Origin of the sequence: Thauera aromatica (assembly GCF_023093595.1) — a bacterium.
GTDB classification, from domain to species: Bacteria; Pseudomonadota; Gammaproteobacteria; order Burkholderiales; family Rhodocyclaceae; genus Thauera; species Thauera aromatica_A.
On record NZ_JALLIK010000107.1, the window covers coordinates 87,953 to 110,955 of the forward strand.

23 protein-coding genes are annotated in these 23,003 nt (G+C 66.5%); 15 read left to right on the forward strand and 8 right to left on the reverse strand.

Annotated features, from left to right (window positions below):
- Window positions 1-103 precede the first annotated feature (103 nt).
- The 7 genes from gltA to MXC99_RS13150 form a co-directional block, all read right to left on the reverse strand.
- On the reverse strand, window positions 104-1,399 hold the full coding sequence (gene gltA / locus MXC99_RS13120; RefSeq protein WP_247725881.1) for a citrate synthase: 1,296 nt from the start codon (window positions 1,397-1,399) through the stop codon (window positions 104-106).
- Between the two features lie 61 nt (window positions 1,400-1,460).
- Window positions 1,461-1,697 (reverse strand): succinate dehydrogenase assembly factor 2, encoded by a 237-nt coding sequence (locus tag MXC99_RS13125; RefSeq protein WP_107220656.1) that lies wholly within the window; start codon window positions 1,695-1,697, stop codon window positions 1,461-1,463.
- Window positions 1,698-1,712: 15 nt separating this feature from the next.
- Window positions 1,713-2,423 carry a succinate dehydrogenase iron-sulfur subunit gene (locus tag MXC99_RS13130; protein ID WP_247725882.1) on the reverse strand — a complete coding sequence of 237 codons (711 nt, stop codon included), beginning with the start codon at window positions 2,421-2,423 and terminating at the stop codon, window positions 1,713-1,715.
- Window positions 2,424-2,442: 19 nt separating this feature from the next.
- On the reverse strand, window positions 2,443-4,236 hold the full coding sequence (gene sdhA, locus MXC99_RS13135) for a succinate dehydrogenase flavoprotein subunit (RefSeq protein WP_247725883.1): 1,794 nt from the start codon (window positions 4,234-4,236) through the stop codon (window positions 2,443-2,445).
- Between the two features lie 2 nt (window positions 4,237-4,238).
- Window positions 4,239-4,586: a succinate dehydrogenase, hydrophobic membrane anchor protein gene (gene sdhD, locus MXC99_RS13140; protein ID WP_247725884.1), complete on the reverse strand. Its 348-nt coding sequence runs from the start codon at window positions 4,584-4,586 to the stop codon at window positions 4,239-4,241.
- Window positions 4,580-4,969 carry a succinate dehydrogenase, cytochrome b556 subunit gene (gene sdhC, locus MXC99_RS13145; protein ID WP_107220652.1) on the reverse strand — a complete coding sequence of 130 codons (390 nt, stop codon included), beginning with the start codon at window positions 4,967-4,969 and terminating at the stop codon, window positions 4,580-4,582. The genes sdhD and sdhC overlap by 7 nt, the downstream gene beginning before the upstream one ends.
- Window positions 4,970-5,068: 99 nt before the next feature.
- Window positions 5,069-5,797, reverse strand: coding sequence for a GntR family transcriptional regulator (locus MXC99_RS13150; RefSeq protein ID WP_107220651.1), 729 nt, complete (start codon window positions 5,795-5,797; stop codon window positions 5,069-5,071).
- A 229-nt stretch (window positions 5,798-6,026) separates the two neighbouring features.
- Between MXC99_RS13150 and MXC99_RS13155 the strand changes: the two genes are divergently transcribed.
- From MXC99_RS13155 to MXC99_RS13225, 15 genes are all read left to right on the forward strand, one after another.
- On the forward strand, window positions 6,027-7,019 hold the full coding sequence (locus MXC99_RS13155; RefSeq protein ID WP_247725885.1) for a malate dehydrogenase: 993 nt from the start codon (window positions 6,027-6,029) through the stop codon (window positions 7,017-7,019).
- A gap of 129 nt (window positions 7,020-7,148) precedes the next feature.
- The gene (locus tag MXC99_RS13160; RefSeq protein ID WP_247725886.1) at window positions 7,149-8,156 is read left to right on the forward strand and encodes an HpcH/HpaI aldolase/citrate lyase family protein; all 1,008 of its coding nucleotides are present in this window, start codon (window positions 7,149-7,151) and stop codon (window positions 8,154-8,156) included.
- 268 nt (window positions 8,157-8,424) lie between these two features.
- Window positions 8,425-8,874: a type II secretion system major pseudopilin GspG gene (gene gspG / locus MXC99_RS13165; protein WP_247725887.1), complete on the forward strand. Its 450-nt coding sequence runs from the start codon at window positions 8,425-8,427 to the stop codon at window positions 8,872-8,874.
- A gap of 25 nt (window positions 8,875-8,899) precedes the next feature.
- On the forward strand, window positions 8,900-10,114 hold the full coding sequence (locus MXC99_RS13170; RefSeq protein ID WP_247725888.1) for a type II secretion system F family protein: 1,215 nt from the start codon (window positions 8,900-8,902) through the stop codon (window positions 10,112-10,114).
- Window positions 10,111-11,841 (forward strand): GspE/PulE family protein, encoded by a 1,731-nt coding sequence (locus MXC99_RS13175; RefSeq protein ID WP_247725889.1) that lies wholly within the window; start codon window positions 10,111-10,113, stop codon window positions 11,839-11,841. The genes MXC99_RS13170 and MXC99_RS13175 overlap by 4 nt, the downstream gene beginning before the upstream one ends.
- On the forward strand, window positions 11,822-12,619 hold the full coding sequence (locus tag MXC99_RS13180) for a hypothetical protein (protein ID WP_247725890.1): 798 nt from the start codon (window positions 11,822-11,824) through the stop codon (window positions 12,617-12,619). The genes MXC99_RS13175 and MXC99_RS13180 overlap by 20 nt, the downstream gene beginning before the upstream one ends.
- A gap of 13 nt (window positions 12,620-12,632) precedes the next feature.
- The gene (locus MXC99_RS13185) at window positions 12,633-13,157 is read left to right on the forward strand and encodes a hypothetical protein (protein ID WP_247725891.1); all 525 of its coding nucleotides are present in this window, start codon (window positions 12,633-12,635) and stop codon (window positions 13,155-13,157) included.
- A complete protein-coding gene (locus tag MXC99_RS13190) occupies window positions 13,154-13,705 on the forward strand; it encodes a hypothetical protein (RefSeq protein WP_247725892.1) in 552 nt (183 codons plus the stop codon). The genes MXC99_RS13185 and MXC99_RS13190 overlap by 4 nt, the downstream gene beginning before the upstream one ends.
- Window positions 13,702-14,205 carry a hypothetical protein gene (locus tag MXC99_RS13195; protein ID WP_247725893.1) on the forward strand — a complete coding sequence of 168 codons (504 nt, stop codon included), beginning with the start codon at window positions 13,702-13,704 and terminating at the stop codon, window positions 14,203-14,205. Before MXC99_RS13190 ends, MXC99_RS13195 begins: the two co-directional genes overlap by 4 nt.
- Window positions 14,202-16,187: a secretin N-terminal domain-containing protein gene (locus tag MXC99_RS13200; protein ID WP_247725894.1), complete on the forward strand. Its 1,986-nt coding sequence runs from the start codon at window positions 14,202-14,204 to the stop codon at window positions 16,185-16,187. Before MXC99_RS13195 ends, MXC99_RS13200 begins: the two co-directional genes overlap by 4 nt.
- Window positions 16,184-16,696: a type II secretion system protein gene (locus MXC99_RS13205; RefSeq protein ID WP_247725895.1), complete on the forward strand. Its 513-nt coding sequence runs from the start codon at window positions 16,184-16,186 to the stop codon at window positions 16,694-16,696. Before MXC99_RS13200 ends, MXC99_RS13205 begins: the two co-directional genes overlap by 4 nt.
- A 10-nt stretch (window positions 16,697-16,706) precedes the next feature.
- Window positions 16,707-17,090 (forward strand): type II secretion system protein, encoded by a 384-nt coding sequence (locus MXC99_RS13210; protein ID WP_247725896.1) that lies wholly within the window; start codon window positions 16,707-16,709, stop codon window positions 17,088-17,090.
- Between the two features lie 5 nt (window positions 17,091-17,095).
- On the forward strand, window positions 17,096-17,722 hold the full coding sequence (locus tag MXC99_RS13215; protein ID WP_247725897.1) for a type II secretion system protein: 627 nt from the start codon (window positions 17,096-17,098) through the stop codon (window positions 17,720-17,722).
- Between the two features lies 1 nt (window position 17,723).
- On the forward strand, window positions 17,724-18,482 hold the full coding sequence (locus MXC99_RS13220) for a DsbC family protein (protein ID WP_247725898.1): 759 nt from the start codon (window positions 17,724-17,726) through the stop codon (window positions 18,480-18,482).
- A 641-nt stretch (window positions 18,483-19,123) separates the two neighbouring features.
- On the forward strand, window positions 19,124-21,142 hold the full coding sequence (locus MXC99_RS13225; RefSeq protein ID WP_247725899.1) for an NEW3 domain-containing protein: 2,019 nt from the start codon (window positions 19,124-19,126) through the stop codon (window positions 21,140-21,142).
- 111 nt (window positions 21,143-21,253) lie between these two features.
- Here MXC99_RS13225 and MXC99_RS13230 read toward each other — a convergent pair whose 3' ends face one another.
- Window positions 21,254-22,606 carry a hypothetical protein gene (locus MXC99_RS13230; RefSeq protein WP_247725900.1) on the reverse strand — a complete coding sequence of 451 codons (1,353 nt, stop codon included), beginning with the start codon at window positions 22,604-22,606 and terminating at the stop codon, window positions 21,254-21,256.
- Window positions 22,607-23,003 lie beyond the last annotated feature (397 nt).

Consider the following 23,003-nt stretch of genomic DNA (forward strand, 5'->3'; position numbering starts at 1 on the left):
CGCCTTGCCGCCCTGCTCAATGGAAAAACGGGATGGCTGCGCATGAGCAACCACCCCGCTCCGGTCAGGGCTGGCAAGGCCTCCCTCCCCTGTTCATCGTTTCTTACGAACGCTGATCGATCGACGGTACGTCACGGCGTGCTGCGCCGATATAGAGCTGGCGCGGACGACCGATCTTGTACTCGGGATCGGTGATCATTTCTTCCCACTGGGTGATCCAGCCCACCGTGCGCGCGAGGGCGAAGATGCAGGTGAACATGGAAGTCGGGATGCCCAGCGCCTTCTGCACGATGCCCGAGTAGAAGTCGACGTTCGGGTAGAGCTTCTTCTCGACGAAGTACTCGTCTTCCAGCGCGATCTTCTCGAGTTCCTTGGCGAGCTTGAACAGGCGGTCGTCTTCCAAGCCCAGTTCGGTGAGGACGTCGTTGCAGACCTTGCCCATCAGCTTCGCGCGCGGGTCGAAGTTCTTGTACACACGGTGGCCGAAGCCCATCAGCTTGAAGCTGTCGTTCTTGTCCTTGGCGCGCTTGATGTACTCGCCGACACGCGACACGTCGCCGATTTCCTCAAGCATGTTGAGGCAGGCCTCGTTCGCGCCGCCATGCGCCGGACCCCACAGGCAGGCGATACCGGCCGAGATGCAGGCGAAGGGGTTGGCGCCCGACGAGCCGGCCAGGCGCACGGTCGAGGTCGAGGCGTTCTGCTCGTGGTCGGCATGCAGGGTGAAGATGACGTCGAGCGCGCGCACCAGCACCGGATTGGGCTCGTACTTCTCGCACGGCGAACCGAACATCATGTGCATGAAGTTCGCGGTGTAGTCGAGGTCGTTGCGCGGGTACATGAAAGGCTGGCCCATGTTGTACTTGTAGGCCATGGCGACGATCGTCGGCAGCTTCGCGATCAGGCGGTTGATCGAGATGTTGCGGTGCTCGGCGTCGGAGAAGTCCATCGCCTCGTGGTAGAACGCCGACAGCGCACCGACCACGCCGACCATCACCGCCATCGGGTGCGCGTCGCGACGGAAGCCCGAGTAGAACTTCGTCATCTGGTCGTGGAGCATCGTGTGATTCTTGATGATGCCTTCGAACTCGGTCTTCTGCGTGGCGTTCGGCAGTTCGCCGTTCTTCAGCAGATAGGCCACTTCGAGGAAGTTGCACTTCTCGGCCAGCTGTTCGATCGGGTAGCCGCGATAGAGCAGTTCGCCCTTGTCGCCGTCGATGAAGGTGATCTTCGATTTGCAGCTCGCCGTCGACAGGAAGCCGGAATCATAGGTAAACAGTCCGGTCTTGGCACCCAGCGTGCGGATGTCGATGACATCGTTGCCATGGGTGCCGGTCATGACCGGGAATTCGACGGCCTTGCCATCGACGGTGAGGGTTGCCGTGCGTTCAGTGCTCATGGATCGTCCCTTCTACTTGCCGGTTTAACTTCTGTTGATGTCTGAATGCGGCCCGTGCGCGTCAGCGCTCACGCAGCAGGCCGACCATCTCCTGCCAGCGGTCCACCTCGCATGCCTTGCTGCCATTGACCATCGCCCATATGTCGTAGTCGTCGCAGCGCAGCAGATCGTCGAGGTCCGCCAGTTGATCGTCGCTCAGACGATCGAAATGCCGCTCGAGAAAGCGCGCGAACACCAGGTCGAGCTCGAGCAGAGCCCGACGACACTGCCAGCGCACACGCCCCCGATTGATGTTCATTCGACGGCCTCCGCCTTATACCGCGCGCCGGACCATCATGTCCTTGATCTTGCCGATGGCGCGGGTCGGATTCAGACCCTTCGGGCACACATCGACACAGTTCATGATCGAATGACAGCGGAACAGGCGGTACGGATCCTCGAGGTTGTCGAGGCGGGCATTGGTGTCCTGGTCGCGGGTGTCGGCAAGGAAACGGTAGGCGTTGAGCAGGCCGGCGGGGCCGACGAACTTGTCCGGGTTCCACCAGAACGACGGGCAGGAGGTCGAGCAGCACGCGCACAGGATGCACTCGTAGAGGCCATTGAGCTCCTCGCGCTCTTCCGGCGACTGCAGGCGCTCGCGCTCGGGCGCCGGATCGTTGTTGATCAGGTAAGGCTTGATCGAGTGGTACTGCTTGAAGAACTGGGTCATGTCCACGATCAGGTCGCGGATCACCGGCAGGCCGGGCAGCGGGCGCAGCACGATCGGCTGCGGCAGGCTGTCGATGTCGGTCAGGCAGGCCAGGCCGTTCTTGCCGTTGATGTTCATCGCATCCGAGCCGCACACGCCTTCACGGCAGGAACGGCGGAAGGACATCGAATCGTCCTTGGACTTCAGGCGCACCAAGGCGTCGAGCAGCTTCTTGTCGGAAGCCTCGAGCTCGACCGAAATGTCCTGCATATAGGGTTTGTCGTCCTTGTCCGGATCGTAGCGGTAGATCTTGAAATGGACGGTACGCTTGCTCATCAGTATTTCTCCCGTGCGCTCAGTAGGTGCGCTTGGCGAGCGCGATCGGCTCGACGTCGTCGGACAGCGGCTTCAGGTTCACCGGCTTGTATTCGAGGCGGTTGCCGTCCGAATACCACAGGGTGTGCTTGAGCCAGTTCTGGTCGTCGCGGCCGTTCGGGTTTTCCGCCGTATCGGGCGCATCGTCGCGGACGTGGGCGCCGCGCGACTCCTTGCGGGCCTCGGCGGAAACCATCGTCGCGCGGGCGACTTCGATCAGGTTGTCGAGCTCGAGCGCCTCGGTGCGGGCGGTGTTCCAGACCTTCGACTTGTCGACGATCCCGGTGTGCTTGGCGCGCTCGGCGACTTCGGTGATCTTCTGCACGCCTTCCTTGAGCAGGTTGTCGAAGCGGAACACGCCGGCGTGCTTCTGCATCGTGCGACGCATCTCGAGGCCGACCTCGAACACGCTTTCGCCGTTCTTCTGCCCTTCGAGGCGGGCGATGCGGGCGAGCGAAGCGTCGGCGGCATCGGCCGGCAGCGGCTTGAGCGTGAGCTGGCCGGACTTGAAGTCCTCGACCACGGTCTCGCCGGCGGACTTGCCGAACACCAGCAGATCGAGCAGCGAGTTGGTGCCGAGACGGTTGGCGCCGTGCACCGAAGCGCAGGCGCATTCGCCGGCAGCATAGAAGCCGGACACCGGGGCATTCGGGTTGCCGTCCTTGGGCACCACGACCTGACCCTTGTAGTTGGTCGGAATACCGCCCATCTGGTAATGGCAGGTCGGCACCACCGGGATCGGCGCCTTGATCGGATCGACGCCGGCGAACTGGATCGAGATCTCGCGGATGCCGGGCAGGCGCTTGAGGATGGTGTCGGGCGACAGGTGGGTGATGTCGAGCAGGACGTGGTCCTTGTCCGGACCACAGCCGCGGCCTTCGTTGATTTCGGTGGTCATCGCCCGCGAGACGACATCGCGCGAGGCCAGATCCTTGAGGTTGGGCGCGTAGCGCTCCATGAAGCGCTCGCCCGAAGCGTTGCGCAGGATGCCGCCTTCGCCGCGCACCCCTTCGGTGATCAGCACGCCGGCGCCGGCCACGCCGGTCGGGTGGAACTGCCAGAACTCCATGTCTTCGAGCGGGATCCCGGCACGCGCCGCCATGCCCACGCCGTCGCCGGTGTTGATGAAGGCGTTGGTGGAGCTGTAGTAGATGCGCCCCGAGCCGCCGGTGGCGAAGATGGTCGCCTTGGCATGGAAGATGCTGACCTCGCCGGTTTCCATTTCCATCGCGGTGACGCCGAGCACGTCGCCGTCGCTGTTGCGGATCAGGTCGAGCGCCATCCATTCGACGAAGAACTGGGTGTTGGCGCGCACGTTGCGCTGGTACAGCGCGTGCAGCATGGCGTGACCGGTACGGTCGGCGGCGGCGCAGGAGCGCATCACCGGAGCCTGGCCGTAGTTCATCGAATGGCCGCCGAACGGACGCTGGTAGATCTTGCCGTTGTCGGTGCGATCGAAGGGCATGCCGTAGTGCTCGAGCTCGATGACCACTTCGTTGGCCTTCTTGCACATGAACTCGATGGCGTCCTGGTCGCCGAGCCAGTCCGACCCCTTGACGGTGTCGTACATGTGCCAGTGCCAGTTGTCCTCGGTGGAGTTGCCCAGCGAGGCCGCCACCCCGCCCTGCGCCGCAACGGTATGCGAGCGGGTCGGGAACACCTTGGTCAGCACAGCGGTCTTCAGGCCGGCCTCGGACAGTTGCAGGGCCGCACGCAGGCCGGCGCCGCCGGCGCCGACGATGACTGCATCAAAGGTACGCTTCGCGACGTTCACGCTTACAGCCTCCAAAGAATCTGAGCCGCCCAGCCGGCATAGCCGACGAGCAGGAAGAGGGTGACCAGATGCAGCGCCAGGCGCACACCATCGGGCTTGATGTAATCCATCCAGATGTCACGCACGCCGACCCAGGCGTGATAGAACAGGGACAGGAAGAACAGGAAGCTGAGGAACTTGAACACGCCACGAGAAAACAGCTCGGACCAGGCCGCGTAGCTGAACTCGGACAACCCCAGCGCACAGATCGCGAACAGGACCGTGTACAGCGCCATGAAAACAGCGGTGGCGCGCTGCGCGATCCAGTCCTTCAGCCCGTAGTGCGCGCCGACGACGATACGTTTCACCATAGTTTCACCCCGATGACGACGGTGAGCGCGATGCTCACGATCAGAACGATGCGCGAAGAATTGCGCGCGGGCTGCAGATCGCCACCGATATGCAGATCAAGCAACAGGAAGCGGATGCCGGCACAGAAGTGGTGCAGGTAGGCCCACAGCAGCCCGAGCAGCAGCAGCTTGACCAGCGGATTGCCGACCACGGCGCTGAACGTCTCGAAGGACTCGGCCGAGCCGAGGCTGCGATCGAGCAGGAACAACAGGAAAGGCAGCAGCAGGAACAGCCCCGCGCCACTGATCCGGTGCAGGATCGAAACGATGCCCGGCAATGGCAGCCGGATCTGATTCAAGGCCAGATGCTTCGGCCTCGGTTTGCGCACTGTCACTTCTGACATGAAGACTCCCCTCTGCATGTGCGACGACCGCCGTCGCGGACTCCGAAAAAACGCGAAATTATAGCGCCCGACAACGGCGCCAGCCCACAATCGCCACTTTCAATTCAACTCGTTCAGATAAAAATGGTCCGCGGTCGAATACAGCCCCCGACGCCATTCGACCGGCTTGTCGCCATAGGTGTAGGTCACCCGCTCCACCGACAGCAGCGGCGTGCCTTCCGGCACCTTGAGCGCTTCGCTCGCCCCCCGGTCGGCCGCCACCGCGCGGATGCGCTCCTGCGCACGGATCATGCGCAGGCCGAAACGGGTCTCGAACAGGCTGTACAGCGAGCCGTTCCAGCCTTTCAGGGTTTCGGCCGTCAGCCCCTGGAAGATTTCGCCCGGCAGGTAGAGCTCGTCGATCACCACCGGCTTGGTGGTGAACTTGAGCAGACGGCGGACGATGATGATCGGCGCCCCCAGCTCGATGCCCAGCATGCGCGACGCCTCCTGGCCGGCCTTGGCCCGCCAGCAGTCGAGCGGCACGCTTTGCGGCGGAGAAAGGTCGCCATCGATCGGCGCCAGGCGCAGGAAGCGGAACAGCGCGCGCGGATCGTTGTGCGAAGCAACGAAGGTTCCCTTCCCCTGCTTGCGCACGAGAAGGTTTTCCGCTGCCATCTCGTCGATCGCCTTGCGCACCGTACCCTGCGATACACTGAAACGCGAGGCGAGCTCCTGCTCGCTCGGGATGGCCTGTCCAGGCCGCCACTCGCCGGCTTCGAGAGCCTGCAGGATCAAGGCCTTGATCTGGCGATACAACGGACTGAAGGTGGGGGCTTCCTGTGTCATGCGCGCATTTGAGCATAAAACTTTTATGCCGTCTATGCCCTGTCTTCTATCTTATATAAGATATAAAACGTTGTTTGACAGGCTCCCGCGTTCCCATTAGTATCCTCGCGCCTCAGCTGCCGCCGCCCGGCGACTTCCGTCGGCAGGCAGCTTCGCCTGCAGCCGCGCTGCACGACCGGGGCAGGATTTCTCGATCACACCGACCGTCTTCTTTTGAGGGAGTATCCACATGAGCAAAGCCCCCGTCCGCGTTGCCGTTACCGGCGCCGCCGGCCAGATCGGCTACAGCCTGCTGTTCCGTATCGCCAGCGGCGAAATGCTGGGCAAGGACCAGCCCGTCATCCTGCAACTGCTCGATCTGCCCCAGGCCCAGAAGGCAGTCAAGGGCGTCATGATGGAGCTGGAAGACTGCGCCTTCCCGCTGCTCGCCGGCATGATCGCGACCGACGACCCCAACGTCGCGTTCAAGGACGCCAAGGTGGCGCTCCTGGTCGGCGCCCGTCCGCGCGGCCCCGGCATGGAACGCAAGGACCTGCTCACCGAAAACGCCAAGATCTTCACCGTGCAGGGCGCCGCGATCGGCCAGTACGCCGACCCCGACTGCAAGGTGCTGGTGGTGGGCAACCCCTGCAACACCAACGCCTACATCGCCAAGGAAGTCGCGCAGAAGTACGGCCGCGTCCCCGCCAAGAACTTCACCGGCATGCTGCGCCTGGACCACAACCGCGCGCTGTCGCAGCTGGCGGCCAAGTCCGGCCGTGACGTCTCCAGCCTGAAGAGCCTGGTGGTGTGGGGCAACCACTCGCCCACCATGTATGCCGACTACCGTTTCGTGACCTCCAACGGCGACAACGTCAAGGGCCTGATCAACGACGAAGCCTGGAACAAGGACGTGTTCCTGCCCACCGTCGGCAAGCGCGGCGCCGCGATCATCGAAGCCCGCGGCCTGTCTTCGGCCGCTTCGGCCGCCAACGCCGCCATCGACCACATCCACGACTGGGTGCTGGGCACGAACGGCGAATGGGTCACCATGGGCATTCCCTCGGACGGCTCCTACGGCATCCCCGAAGGCATCATCTACGGCTTCCCGGTCACCACCGAGAACGGTGAGTACAAGATCGTCCAGGGCCTGGAAATCGACGCCTTCTCGCGCGAGCGCATGACCCACACGCTCAACGAACTGCTCGAAGAGCGCGAAGGCGTGAAGGATCTGCTGGGCTGATCCCGGCGCGGCCCGGCACCCCGCCGGCCGCTTTCATCAGGGCGCACGGTTCCGGCCGTGCGCCTTTTTCGTCCACCGGGCCGCTGCTATGCTTGGGCGCTCTTCTCTCACCGCAGCCTCGCACCAGCCATGACCTCCGCTCTCCATCCGCAAGAAGTCCTGTTCGCCGGCGAAAAACCCTTTCCTTCGCTGCCCGCGGTCGATCACTACGCCGGCACGGAAAAGCTGATGACGAAGGCACTGGCCCTGCAGCAGGAACTCGGCCCGGTGTTCGACCTCACCTGCGACTGCGAGGATGGCGCCCCCGCCGGGGCGGAAGCCGAACACGCGCGGATGGTGGCCGAAATCGTCAACGGCGCCGGGAACCACTTCGGCCGCGTCGGCGCCCGCATCCACGACATCACCCACCCCCACTGGGAGCGCGACCTCGAGATCCTGATCGGTGCCGCAGGCGAGCGTCTCGCCTTCGTGACCCTGCCCAAGGCCCGCTCGGCGGCCGATGCCGCAGCGCAGATCGCCGCCCTGCGCCGTATCGAAGCCGCCAACGGCTTGCCCGGCACGCTCCCCGTGCATGTACTGGTCGAAACCCACGGCGCGCTGCGCGAAGCGTGGCAGATCGCCGCGCTCGACGGCGTCGAGTCACTCGACTTCGGCCTGATGGATTTCGTCTCCGGCCACCACGGCGCGATCCCCGGCAGCGCGATGACGAGTCCGGGCCAGTTCGAGCACCCGCTGATCGTGCGCGCGAAAACCGACATCGCCGCCGCCGCCCTCGGCAACGGCGTCGTCCCCGCGCACAACGTCACCACCGAACTGAAGGATGTCGCCGTGATCCGCCACGATGCCGAGCGCGCCCGGCGCGAATTCGGCTACCTGCGCATGTGGAGCATCCACCCCAACCAGATCCTGCCGATCCTCGCCGCCATGCAGCCGGATTTTTCCGAGGTGGAGGCCGCGGCGCAGATCCTCGCCGCCGCCCAGGACCAGGCCTGGGGACCGATCCAGCATCGCGGCCGCCTGCACGACCGCGCCTCCTACCGCTACTACTGGGAACTGCTGCAGCGCGCCCGGCACACCGGGGTGCAACTGCCCGCCGCGCTGCGGCAGCGTTTTTTTGCCGGCACACCGGCACACTGAAGGCGCGGCACCGGTCACGGCTTTCCGCCAAGCCCGGCGCCCACCTCCACGGCCACCGCGTCTCCAGCCCCGGATCGCTTGCACATCGGGTTTGCAGCCCGATGCATATTGAACTACTAAATGAGTAGTGGGCTGCACTCGACCGATGGTCAGCGGCCAGGACGGAGCCGTCACCCGGAGGCTGGCCGGCTTCGCTCCGCCCCCTCGGAAGCCCGCCTCCCGCCGTTTCTCCCGCCGTTCGTTCTCGACTGGAAAACTGGAAGACAACATGAGCAGCCGGCATCCCCGGATCGTCACCCGGCACTCTCCGCACCCCGCAGACGGGGGGTTCACGCTGCTCGAACTGCTGGTGGTGATGGTGATCCTCGGCCTGCTCGCCGGCTATGTCGCCCCCCGTTATTTCGCCCAGGTGGGCAAATCCGAGACGAAGGTCGCGCAGACCCAGATCGTCGCACTGGAGCAGGCGCTCGACCAGTACCGCCTCGACACCGGGCACTACCCGAGCAGCGAGCAAGGACTGGCCGCCCTCAATACCAAGCCTCAGGACGAACCCCGGTGGGAGGGCCCCTACCTGCGCAAGGAAGTTCCCCCCGATCCGTGGGGAAACGCATACATCTACCGGCAGCCTGGCGAATACGGCGAGTTCGATCTATTCAGCTACGGCAAGGACGGGCAGCCCGGCGGGAGCGGCGAAAACGCTGATGTGACCAACTGGTAAGACAGCCACCCGGACGGGAGGGGGGATGCGCTTCGACATCAAGGCCATACAGAAGGGCGCGGGCGGCATCGCGACCCTGAGCCTGGAAGCGGCGAGCGAAGCCGATGCCAGCGGGCAGGCACAGGCCCTCGGCTACACGGTCCTCACCGTTCACCCGCGCCTGTCCAGCGTGCTGCGCGGCGGCGGACTGCAGGGGCGGCTCCCGCTCGGCGGCGTGCGCTTCCAGCTGCAGCTGTTCACCCATGAGCTGCTGGCCCTGCTCGAAGCCGGCCTGCCGCTGGTCGAGGCCATCCAGACCCTGGCCGAAAAGGAGCAGCGGCCGGATTCGCGGAAAATCCTCGAACGCATCCTCCAGGCCCTTTTCGAAGGCCAGACCCTGTCCGCGGCCCTGCAGTGCCAACCGGCGGTGTTCCCGCCACTCTACGTCGCCACGGTCCGCGCCAGCGAGCGCACCGGCGACCTCGACAAAGCCCTGGGCCGCTATCTCGCCTATCAGGCGCAAATGGAGCAGGTGCGCAAGAAGATCGTCAGCGCCTCGATCTATCCGGTGTTGCTGATCGCCGTCGGCGGGCTGGTGACGATCTTCCTGCTCGGCTACGTCGTGCCGCGCTTTTCCGCCGTATACGAAGGACTGGGCGACGATCTGCCGTTCTTTTCCAGTCTGCTGCTGGCCTGGGGCCGATTCCTCCAGGCCAATGCCCCCCTCGTCGCGGCCACCGCCGCGGGGCTGCTCGCCGCCCTCGGCTGGGGCGCCACCCGGCCCGGCACGTGGCAATCGATCGGCACCCGGCTGTGGCGCCTGCCGGCAATCGGCGAGCGGATGCGCATTTACCAGCTCGCCCGCTTCTACCGCACCCTGGGCATGTTGCAAAGCAGTGGCATTCCGATCGTGGTCGCACTCGACATGGTTTCGGGGCTGCTCCAGCCCACCCTGCGCGAACAGCTTCGCCTCGCCGCACGCGACATCCGCGAAGGCCAGTCGATCTCGCAGGCGATGGAGCAGCACGGGCTCACCACTTCGGTGGCGGTGCGCATGCTGCGCGTCGGCGAAAACACCGGACGCATGGGGGCGATGATGGAACGCATCGCCACCTTCTACGAGGACGAGATGGCGCGCTGGGTGGAATGGTTCACCCGCCTGTTCGAGCCGCTGCTGATGGCCTTCATCGGCCTCGTGATCGGCGCCATCGTGATCCTCATGTACCTGCCGATCTTCGAACTGGCCGGGAGCATCGATTGAACGACGACACACGGGCCACCCGGCCTCCTCCTGCCGATCGGCGCTCGGGCTCCCCCTCCCCTGCGCCTCCCGGGCTGTCCGCCGAACTCATCCGCGAAGCGCAGGCGGCAAGCGACAGCCGCGCGCGGCTGAGCCGGCTGGAAGAGCGCGCCGGGCTTGCGGCCGATGCCTTCGTCGCCGCCCTCGGAGCGATGTTCCACTATCCGGTCACCAGCCTTGCCGAAATGCAGTGCGCGACGCCGGCGTTCGATGTGCTCCCGCTGTCCCAGGCGATGCGCCGCGAGTGCCTCGCCTTCGAAGACGGAGCCGGCGGCCTGCGCCTGGTGATCGCCGATCCGTTCGACCCGGAGCGGCTCGCCTGGGCCGACGCCGCGATCGGGCGCCCGTTCGAATGGGCGCTGGTCCATCACGACGAACTCGCCGCCTACCTGTCGCAGCAGGAAGAAGGGCTGCGGGCGATGGACGCGGTCCTCGCCGGCAGCGCGCAGGCAGGAGCGCGCGGCGCGGCCGGCGAAGACCTGTCGCTGAAAATGATCAGCGAAGACACCAGCCCGGTGGTGCGGCTGGTGCATTCGATCATCTACGACGGACTCAAGGCCGCGGCCAGCGACATCCACCTCGAAACCGACGCCAACGGTCTGGTGATCAAGTACCGCATCGACGGCGTGCTCGGCCTGGTCGGCACGACCCCCGGCGTCGAACTTGCCGAACGCGTGATCTCGCGCATCAAGGTGATGTCCGAACTCGACATCGCCGAGCGGCGCGTACCGCAGGACGGCCGCTTCAAGGTCACCATGCAGGGGCGCGAGATCGATTTCCGCGTCTCGATCATGCCCAGCATCTTCGGCGAGGACGCGGTGCTGCGCATTCTCGACCGGCGTGCGCTGGTCGACCACGTACAGGGACTGTCGCTCGCCAACCTGGGCTTCGACCCCGGCGCGATCGCCAACTTCCGCCGCCTGATCAGCGAACCCTACGGCATGGTCCTGGTCACCGGCCCGACCGGCAGCGGCAAGACCACCACCGTCTATGCCGCGGTGTGCGAGATCAATCGCGGCCAGGACAAGTTCATCACCATCGAGGACCCGGTCGAATACCAGCTCGCCGGCGTGCTGCAGATCCAGGTCAACGAGAAGAAGGGCCTCAGCTTCGCCCGCGGTCTGCGCTCCATCCTGCGCCACGACCCCGACAAGATCCTGGTCGGCGAGATCCGCGACCCCGAGACCGCACAGATCGCGGTCCAGGCGGCGCTGACCGGGCACATGGTGTTTACCACGGTCCACGCCAACAACGTCTTCGACGTCATCAGCCGCTTCATGCACATGGGCGTCGACCCCTACGCCTTCGTCTCGGCCCTCAACGGAATCCTCGCCCAGCGCCTGGTGCGGTTGAGCTGTACGCACTGCGTCGTCGACGAGCGCCCGGACGAAGCCTTGTTGCGCGCCTCGGGCATCGCCCCGCGGCAGGAGCAGGATTTTCACTTCCGCGCCGGGCACGGCTGCAGCCAGTGCCGCGGCACGGGCTACCGCGGGCGCAAGGCGATCGCCGAAATGCTCAACCTGACCGACGAGATCCGCGAAATGATCATCGCCCGCGAACCGATCCGCCGGCTCAAGGAAGTCGCCCGCCGCGACGGCACGCGCTACCTGCGCGAAGCGGCACTGGAACTGGTCCGCCGCGGAGAAACCACCCTGCAGGAGATCAACCGTGTCACTTTCGTGGCGTGACCACCTGCTCGCCGAACTGCAGCCGCACACGCTGCGCCTGCGCCGCCTGAGGCCGCGCTGGCGCGGCGGACGACAGCTGGCCGAAACGACCCTGGACTGTCGCAGCGCCAGCCCGGCCCCCGGCGATCCGCCGTGGCTGCCGGTGCTCGCCACGCTCGGCGAAGCGCTGGCCGAGCGGAGCTGGAACGGGACCCGGGCCACCGTCGTGCTCTCCAACCACTTCGTCCACTATCTGACCATCCCCTGGGACGAGCAGCTGGTCACCGCCGAAGAGCAGCTGGCGATGGTCCGCCACGCTTTCGTTCAGGCCCACGGCAGCACCGCCGAGGGCTGGACCTTGCGCTGGGACACCGCCCCGCTGCCGGCCCCCTGCCTGGCCAGCGCCGTCGATGGCGCCCTGCTCCACGCGCTGCGCACGGCTTTCGCCGATGCGGCCGTCCCCCTCGCCTCGATCCAGCCACAGCTGATGGCGACGTTCAACGCCCACCGGGAAGAACTGCCCGCCAAGGACGACTACTGGTTTCTCGATCAGGAAAGCGGGCGGCTGTGCCTGGTCCGGGTCCATGCCGACGCGCCCCACGCCCTCTACAGCCAGCGCGTCGGCGACGACTGGCTGGCCGAGCTGCCGGCCGTGCTCGAACGCGGCCGGCTACTGGGCGGGGCCGACAGCGCCCCGGGCAGGGTCTATCTGCACCTCGCCACGGCGGCCGAAGTCGGCGCCGAACCGGCGCCGGGGTGGTCGCTGCAGCCGCTGGGCGCCGCCCGGGCCACGACCTAGTGAGGAGGGGACGATGCGGCGGATCGAACTCGATTACCAACGGCATCGCCCCGACCGCCCCGGGCGAGTCCTGTTGGCGCTCGGTTGCCTGGCCGCCGCCGCCGCGAGCGTCTTTGCATGGCAGCAGGCCCGCTTGATCGGTGCGCTCGAAGACCGGCTCGCCGAACTCGAACGTCGCCAGCCGAGCGCCCAGCGCGACGTCACCCGCAGCGCCGACCCGGCGCTGGCGCGCGCCCTGCGCGAAGCGCGGGCGATCGACACGCTGCTCCAGCGCCGCTGGAGCGAGCTGTTCGAAGCCATCGAGGCCGCCGGCAGCGCCGACATCGCCGTGCTCGCCATCGACCCCGATGCCGCGCAGGGACGGATCCGGATCACCGCCGAGGCACGCCGCCACGAAGCGATGCTCGCCTACCTGCAACGCCTCGGGCAAGGCGCCGTGCTGCGCGACGCGGTGCTGATCGAACACCGTGTGCAGCGGCAACTCGCCGAACGGCCGGTCCGCTTCTCCCTGTCCGCGACCTGGGAGCAAGCGCGATGAAACGGCCATGGCCGCATCCGGGGCGCAGCCTGCGGCGCCTGAGCGGCAGCGGCCGATTCGGCCTGCTGCTCGCAGTTTATGCTGCCGGACTGGCCGTATTCACGCTGCTGCCGGGCTGCGAGCGCGAAGCCGATCTGCAGCAACGGCTGGCCCGGCATCAGGCCGCACTCGCCACCGAACGGCAAGGGCCGGCGCCGGACGGAGCAGGCACGCCCGAGCAGCAGCTGCTGCGCTTCCATCAGGCGTTTCCGCCGCAGGACGCCCTGCCCGATAGCCTCGAGCGGATCTACGCCCTCGCCGGCGAACAGACACTGGCGCTGGAGCAGGCCCAGTACAAGTTCATCCTCGAACCCAGCGGCCGGCTGGCCCGCTACGAGATCACCGTACCGGCCTCGGGTCGCTATCCGCAACTGCGCCGCTTCCTCGAACGGACGCTGGCCGAATTGCCGACCCTGGCCCTGCGCGATCTGCACTTCAAGCGCGACGGGATCGACAAGGACAAGGTCGACGCCGCCCTGCAGTTCGTCTTTTACGTGAGGACGGAATGACACCTGCCGCCCGCCCCCGCCGCCACCTGATTCTGGGCATCGCGCTGCTCGCGACCCTGGCGGCGACGGTCTGGGTATCGCGCTGGGAGACCGGCGAAGAAAGCGCCACGGCGCCCGCCCGCCCCCGTCCATCACGCCCGCCCGCGGCCGAGCGGGCGGCGGACGCCAGTGCGCTCACCATCCCGGCGCCACGCGCCCCCGGTGAAGGCACGATCACCGACCTGTTCGCCCCCCGGAGCTGGCGGGCGGCGCCGACACCGACTGCGCCCACCGCCCCGCCACCGAGCGCCCCGCCCCTGCCGTTCACCTATCTGGGCAAGCTCATCATCGACGGCGAAGTGGTGGTGTTCGTCAGCACGGCCGAGCGCAACTTCGCCGTACGCAAAGGCGACCTCATCGACGGCACTTACCGCATCGACCAGATCGCGCCGCCGACCCTGAGCCTGACCTATCTGCCCTTGAATGAAAAACAAACTCTGGAAATCGGGAGGGCCAATTGAAACGCGCACTTACCCTGATCTTGCTCAGCGAGCTGCTGCTGGCCGGCTGCGCCACCGACCCGGCCTTCCTCGAGGGCAAGCAGCTGCTCGCCGAAGGCCGGGTCGAAGAGGGCCTGGCACAGCTCGACCGCGCCGCACGGGCCTCGCCCGGCAATGCCGAGTTCCGCTCCTATTACATCAGCCAGCGCGAACGCACCGTCAACCAGCTCCTGGCGGGCGCCGAAACCGCACGCATCAACGCCCGCTTCGACGAGGCCGAGGCCCTCTACCTGCGGGCGCGGCAGCTCGACCCCGAAAACCGCCAGGCCCTCGCCGGCCTCGCCGGCCTGGAGGCGAACCGGCGCCATGCCGCACTGGTCGTCGACGCCCGGACCCTGATCGAGAGCGGCGAGTCGAGCAAGGCATCCCCCCTGCTGCGCAGAGTGCTGGCCGAACAGCCCCGCCACCGCGAAGCACGCCAGCTGATGCGCCGCGTCGACGAGGAGCAGTCGCGCGACGCACTCAACGGCGGCCCCCGGCTGCGGGCGCTGCTCGCGCGGCCGATCACGCTCGAGTTCCGCGACGCCAACCTGAGAGCGGTGTTCGAAGTGATCTCGCGTTCGGCCGGCATCAATTTCGTCTTCGACAAGGACGTCCGGCCCGACCTCAAGACCACGCTGTTCGTGCGCGATTCACGTATCGAAGACGCCATCGACCTGCTCCTCATCACCAACCAGCTCGACCGCAAGGTGATCAGCGACAACACCTTGCTGGTCTACCCGAGCACTCCGGCCAAGCAGAAGGACTACAAGGAACTGGTGGTGCGCAGCTTCTATCTGGCCAATGCCGACGTCAAGCAGACGGCGACGATGCTGCGCGCGATGCTCAAGATGCGCGACGTGTTCGTCGACGACCGGATCAACATGGTGGTGATCCGCGACACCCCGGAAGCCGTCCGCCTGGCCGAAAAACTGATCACGGCCCAGGACGTCGCCGAACCGGAAGCCCTGCTCGAAGTGGAAGTGCTCGAAATATCGCGCAGCCGGCTCGAATCGCTCGGCTTGCAGTGGCCGACCCAGATCGGCTACGGCCAGCTGACCCAGGGCGCGAGCACCCAGACCGGCACCGTGGTCAATCCGACCACCGGGGCGATCACTCCGATCGTCACCCCGGGGGTGGGCGCCACCGTCGCCAGCGGCGTCATCGACCTGCGCCGGGACCCGCTCGGTCTCACCACCTTCATCGCCAACCCGGCGCTGGTGCTCAACATCAAGGCTCAGGACGCCGATGCCAACGTCCTCGCCAACCCGCGGATCCGGGTCAAGAACGGCGAAAAGGCGAAGGTCCACATCGGCGACAAGCTGCCGGTGTTCACCAGCACCGCGACCTCGACCGGCTTCGTCTCGCAGTCGATCACCTACCTCGATGTCGGCGTCAAGCTCGACGTAGAACCCAGCATCAGCATGGACGACGAGGTGACGATCACGGTCGGGCTCGAAGTCAGCAACATCGTCCGCCAGGTGACGACTTCGGCCGGCAACGTCGCCTACCAGGTCGGCACCCGCGCAGCCGGCACCACGCTGCGCCTGCGCGACGGTGAGACCCAGGTCCTGGCCGGGCTGATCCAGGACGAAGACCGGCGCAGCGCCAACAAGATTCCCATCCTGGGCGACCTGCCGATCGCCGGACGGCTGTTCTCCAGCCACGACACCACCAACAGCAAGACCGAGATCGTCCTCCTGATCACGCCGCATATCGTGCGTAACCTCGAACTCCCGGAAGCCGGTTCGATCGAGTTCCTGTCGGGGAGCGAGAGCGGGGCCGGACAGATGGGCTCGCGCGATGCGAATGCCGTCCCCCTCGGTCCGATTCCGGGTGCCGAGCCTCCCTCCCAGCCCGAGCCACAACAGACGCCTCCGCCATCCCCGCAAGCCGCACCGGTGGCACCGCAGGCGCCGGTCTTCCCCGCGGGGCCGATGCGCGAGGAAGGGCTGGCGAGATGATCCCGCGTCCCCCCGGCCGTCGCCCGGCACCGGCGAGAGCGACCCACACCGGCTTCACCCTGATCGAGGTGGTGGTCACGGTGGCGATCGTCGCCTTGCTCGCCAGTGTCGCGGTACCGGTCGGCGAAGTGATCGTCCAGCGCGCCCGGGAGCAGGAACTGAGGGCCGCGCTGCGCCAGCTCCGGGGAGGCATCGACGCCTACCGTGAAGCGGTGGACGACGGGCGCATCCCGCACGCGCCCGACGAATCCGGCTATCCGCCGACGCTCGAAGTCCTGGCCGAGGGGGTCGAAGACGTGAAGACCCCCGACAAGCGCAAGATCTACTTCCTGCGCCGCATTCCCCGCGACCCGATGGCCGCCGACCCCGAGCTCGAGCCGGCCGCGACCTGGGGGCTGCGCAGCTACCGCAGCTCCGCCGACGACCCGCAGGAAGGCGAAGACGTCTTCGACGTCTATTCGCGCTCGCCGGGCATCGGCCTGAACGGCGTGCCGTACCGGGAATGGTGAGGCGACGGCGATGATGCGCGCACGCCCCCGCGAGGGCTTCACCCTGATCGAACTGCTGGTGGTGATGACGATCATCGCCACCTTGCTCACCCTTGCCGTGCCGCGCTATTTCACCAGCGTCGAGCGCTCCAAGGAGGCCGTGCTCCGCACCGACCTCAACGTCATGCGCGAGGCGATCGACAAATACTATGGCGACAAGGGCAAATACCCGGACACCCTCGACGAGCTCGTCAGCCAGCGCTACCTGCGCGCGCTGCCGCGCGACCCCATCACCGACAGCCGCGAGACCTGGGTCGTCATCCCCCCCGAAGACCCGTCGCTGGGCGGCGTCTACGATGTCAGGAGCGGCGCCCCCGGCGACAGCCTCGAGGGCGAGGCCTACGGCGACTGGTGACGACCATGGCGCGCGCATTCTCCCCGCAATCGCTCGCCCCCCCAGCCGGCTTCACCTACCTGGGCGTGCTCCTGCTGGTCGCCTTCATGGGGGCGCTGCTCGGCAGCACGAGTGAAGTCTGGCGCACCGTGCGCCAGCGCGAGGCCGAGCGCGAACTGCGCTTCATCGGTGAAGAGTTCCGCCGCGCCATCGGCCGCTACTACCAAAGCACGCCGGGGCCGGTGAAGCAATTTCCCCCCACCCTCGACGACCTGCTCGAAGACGATCGCTATCCCGAGACCCGACGCTACCTGCGCCGGATCTACCGCGACCCCCTCACCCTCAGCCCCGAATGGGGCTTGATCAAAGCCCCCGACGACGGCATCGCCGGCGTCTACAGCCTGTCGACCGACGAGCCGCTGGGGAGGCTGGTCTCGGAGGCCGGCACGACCGAAACGGGCGGCGCCGGATCGGTCATCCACACTCCAGCGCAGGATTCTGCCGAAGACGGGGCCCCATCCGGCTATGCCGGGTGGACGTTCGTCTATACCCCACCCCAGGCGCCCCCGCCCCGCCCCGCTGCCCCACCCGCTCCCGGCGGGCGGGGCGCGCCCGGATCTTTCCCGCCACCGCGGCCCCCCCGAGGAGAATGAAATGAAACCGCTCATCCCGACTTTGGCCGCAGCGGCCATGCTGCTGATGCCGCTCGCCCTTCCCGCTCCCGCACATGCCGACGAAGCGGCCGTCCGCCAGCGCCTCGCAGAGCGTCTGCCCAATGTCAAAATCGACCAGCTGAGTCCGACCCCCTATCCCGGCCTCTACGAAATCTATTCCAACGGCGTGCTGCTCTATACCGACGAAGCGGTCCGCTACCTGCTCCAGGGCGCACTGATCGACGCCCGGACCCGGCAGAATCTCAGCAACGAGCGCCTGCGCGAGCTCACTGCGATCGATTTCGATCAGCTCCCGCACGAACACTCGATCAAGATCGTCAAGGGCGACGGCAAGCGCCGCCTGGCGATCTTCGAAGACCCCGACTGCCCGTACTGCCGCCAGCTGGAAAACGAACTGGACAAGGTCGACAACGTGACCATCCACATCTTCCTGTATCCGATCGAGCAGCTGCACCGCGGCGCCACTGAAAAATCGCGCAAGATCTGGTGCGCGCAGGATCCCGCCAAAGCCTGGCTGGACGCGGTGCGGCGCGGCGTGGTGGCGGACAATCCGGGCGATTGCGCGACACCGATCGAACAACTCGCCGAGCTGGGCCGGCGGCTGCGCATCACCGGCACGCCCACCCTTTTCTTCGGCGACGGCAAACGGGTCGCGGGCGCCCTTCCCGCCCCCCAGATCGAACGCCTGCTCGGCAATCCGGAGGCCGCTACCGCTTCCCCGCAGCGGCCGGCGATGTGAGCATTCCCCACCCAGCAGGTTGCAGGCACGGATAGCGGATCGGCCGGAGCGCCGCCCGGCCGATTTTTCATGTCATGGGCAGCACGCGTGGCACGCCTCCGCTGCGCATGCCCCTTCTGCCCTCTCCGCTCTTCCACTCCTACGTTCCGCGGCACACCCAGCCGCCGCACCGTCCCCGGTCGCGTTTCCTGTTGTTTTGCCGCTCATGCCGGATGGGATGTCCCGGCGCCACGATTCCCCTCTCCGGACACCTCATCGGAACGCCCGGCGCCCGCTCCGCGGGGCATCTGGCGCAGGGCTGTCATTTCCAGTTCAGGACGTTCGCATCGCCATAATTTCCCTGATTATTCAGATACATAATTCATGGGGAAGACGCCCGGCCTTCGTCTTGACAGCGTCTGCCAGGGCAAGAATACTGCGCGCCGTTAGTAGTTTTGTACTGCCTTCATAGTCTTGATCGGCCAGTACAAAAGCTCATCCGCCCCGCTGAGCGATCCCCGCACGGCCCCCGCTCCGATGCCGTCGAGGCGGTTCGCATCCGCTCACGGACCCTGCCCCAAGCCGCACCGTTCCGGCGCCGGCGCACACCTGGCCAGCCCCTTCCCGCACGCCTCTCCATCCATCCCTTCCGAGCGAGTCCGATGCCCTGCACACCATCCCTCCTTCGCCCCCACCCGTCACGCCTCCTGTCACTGCTCGCCGCCTTCGCCCTGTCGATCGGCCTGCTCTCGCCCGCAGCCCATGCCGCCCCCGAGCGCCCACCTGCCGCCGCTACCGCAGCCGGCGCATCGGCCACGCTCGAAGGCACCCTCGAAGTGCGGATCGAGGACTACCCCGATCTCACCCACAAGACCCGCCATTACCTGCTCACCCCCGCCGGCGAACACCGCGAGCTCCGCTACCGCGGTGAGCCCCCCGGACACCTGGTTTCCGGCGCCAAGGTGCGCGCCCGCGGCCGGCTCGCAGACAACCTGCTCGCCCTCGACGACGACAGCAGCCTCACTCAGGTGAGCGCCGCGCCGAGCTACTCGGTGGGGGTGCAGAACACGCTGGTGCTGCTGGTGAACTTCAGCGACAACACCAGCCAGCCCTACACCGTCAGCGGCGCGCAGACCCTGATGAGCACGATCGACGCCTTCATGCGCGAGAACTCATCGGAACGAGCGACGGTCAGCAGCGCCGTCCGTGGCTGGTATACCCTGCCCCTGTCGAGCGCCACCTGCGATACCCCGAACATCAAGACCCACGCCCGCGCCGCCGCCACTGCCGCCGGCGTCGACCTGTCGGCCTACACCCGCTTTGTCTACGTCTTCCCGCGCATTTCCGCGTGCACCTGGGCCGGGCTGGCGATCGTCGGCGGCAGCCCGACCGACGCCTGGATCAACGGCGCCTTCGACCAGAAGACCGTCGCCCATGAACTGGGCCACAACCTCGGTCTCGGCCATGCCCACAGCCTGCACTGCGACCTGTCGCCGATCGGCACCACCTGCAGCGGCTATGAGTACGGCGACATCGAAGACACCATGGGCAATAGCCGCGGCCACTTCAGCGCCTTCGGCAAGGAACGTCTGGGCTGGCTCAATGGCACTGGCGTGCCGCCGATCACCACCATCGAGACGAGCGGCAGCTACGTGCTCGAACCCTTCTCCAGCACCGGCGCGGGCGGAGCGAAGGCGCTCAAGCTCCTGCGCGGTATCGATCCGACGACCGGCGAACCCATCTATTACTACCTCGAGTACCGCCAGGCGCAGGGCTTCGACAGCTTCCTTGCCGGCGTCGGCAACCTGACCACGGGCGTGACCCTGCGCAGTGCCAGCCTCTCGCGCGGCGCCTTCCAGCTCGACATGACGCCCCGCAGCAACACCACCGCCGCCGCCTACGACCTGATGGACGGCGCGCTTGCCGCCGGCAGCCGCTTCACCGACAGCAACGCCGGGGTGACCATCGCCGTCACCTGGGCCGATGCCAACGGCGCCGGCGTCGATGTGACCTTCGGCAAGGACAGCACGTGCAAGCGCGCCGCTCCCTCCGTGCTGCTCTCCGGAGCAACCCAGGCCATAGCTGCCGGCACCGCGCTGACCTACACCGTGGCGGTAAGCAACAACGACAGCACGGCGTGCACCAGCACCAGCTTCAGCCTCGCACGTGCCGTGCCCACGGGCTGGAGCGGGACGCTGGCGGCGAACACCCTCACCATCGCACCCGGCAGCGCGGCCTCGACCACGCTGACGGTTGCCTCACCGACCAGCGCCAGTGCCGGCACCTACAACGTGAGCGCGAGCGCGACCCACGGCGCCAGCACCAGCCTGAGCGGCAGCGCCAGTTCGACCTACACGATCGAGGCCGGCAGCAGCAGTACCGAACTGAGCGCCACGCTCGCCACCGACAAGGCCAGCTATACCCTGGGCGAGACGGTCGCCTCGACCGTCACCGTCAGCGCCGGCGGCAACCCGGTAGCCGGTGCCAGCGTCAGCTTCACGCTGACCAAGGCCGACGGCAGGGCAGTGACGCAAAGCGTCACCACCGGCCGCGACGGCCGCGCCATCCACAAGTACAAGCTCAAGCGCAACGACCCTGCCGGCAGCTACCGGGTGGCGAGTGTCGCCAGCAGCAGCGGCAAGTCGCTGAGCAATTCGGCCAGCTTCACCGCGAGCCGCTAGCAACGGCCGGGCAATCATGCGCCGGCCCGGGCGACGGTTTCCCCTCGCCCGGGCCGGCTTCCTGTAAGACCTGCTCATCCGTTTGCTACATCGCTTCACGCACTCCGCTCGTCATTCCGGTTGCGGGCATAGCGGGCAGCTCGCGGTGGCGCTGATCGCCGGATCGCCGACAGGCGGGATCAGCGCGCCATCGAAGACACCGACACCTTCCACCGTCACCTCGTCGGGATAGCTGACCAGAGCCGGATCCAGCGCATCCATGCCGGTTGCGGTCGGCGTATAGCAGCGATTGAACTTCACCTCGTCGCCTGGCGCCCCTGCCTGCTGGAGGAGGGCGGAATTGCCGTTGGCCGCCTCGAACGCACCGAGCACATCCACCATCTGCCCGTTCGATTCGACATCGACCAGGCTGGTCACGGTCACGTCCTGCTGCGAGGTGTTGGTCACGGTGATATCGACGCACACCTGCGGCACTACGCCACCGACCATCGACACGCTGGTGCAGGCCTTGGCCACGGTCAGGCCGCTTTGCAGGCTCAGCCCGCACTGCTCGGCCATGGTCGTCGTATGCATCGCCAGCGGAACATCGAAAGTCGGGCTCGCCGCCGACGCCTTGGCCTTCACGCTGATGGTATTGGACAACTGGCTGCGGCTCGAATCGCATTCGACGGTCACGCCGAGCATCGCCCCTTCGGCCAGGCTATCGGCCACCTTCACCGCCGTCGTCGTCGCCATACTCCCATCCCAGCTCAGCAGCATCACCGGCCCGACCGGCATGCCACCGATCGCCGTCAGCGAGCACTGGCTGCCGGCCTTGTCGAGCACTGCATCGCTGAACACGGAAGCCGCTTCTTCGATGGTCACGTCGTAGACGGTGCCGACTCCGGTGTTCTCGATCGTCACATCGAACACGGTATGCACCATGTTGGTGTCGGCGTCGAAGCTCGGGTTGCTCGCACTCGGCACGCACACTTTGCCGACCTCGACCTTGGGCGCTCCGGGAACGTAGCAGAACGAGATGTGGCTCAAGCCGTAGTACTTGCCATTGTTCGGGTTGGTCGGCGAATGCAGGCCGTCGTCGTGGAAGACCAGGACGCCGTTGCCCGCGTAATCGTAAAGGTTGGCGTTCGGCCCGCCCTTGGCGACGATCCCATACACCTGCCCACCTGCGATCTCCCAGTCGAAGACCGGGCCGAGCGCCGTGCTGCGCACGTCGATTTCGAAGGACGCCGTTCCATGCAGGAAGTTGCCATCGGCCGGATCGTTGATCTTGAATTCGACCAGCCCGTCAACGCCACTGATCAATTGCGAGCAGGTCGGATTGCCCGGTACGAACACAGCCGGCACGTCCGGCCCCACGTCGCCCGCTGCCGCCGAAGCGGCGCCGGGCTGCAGCCCGATGCCCGCGATACCGAATACCGCGAGGCCAAGGGCGATGCCACGAATCCTCTCGTATGAACACATGATGATTCTCCACACCTTGTTTTTGTTACCGCGCGTCATGTCATCGAACCAGACCGGACAGGGTACGGCGAAGGGAAATGGGGGCATCCACCAAGCCCATCACCCATCGCTACCTGCCGTTGTTGTTCCGCTGGTTCATTGAAATGAAACGGCCGTGTACACAGGTTGCAAAACACGCTGTCTGCTCGTTTTTCCGCAATATCCCGCCTCCTTTCTCTTCCGTCATAGGCGCCGTCTACCGCTCAGCCTAGGCGACCCGATCCGTTTTCAACCTGATCCGATCGAGCCTTTTTTTCTGGTGCGTCACCGCCATCCGGCGCCAGGGCATCCCGTCAACGGACGGCCCGTCACGGCCCGCAAGCGGCCGCATTCTGATGCCGACGGCAAGCAGCCGAAG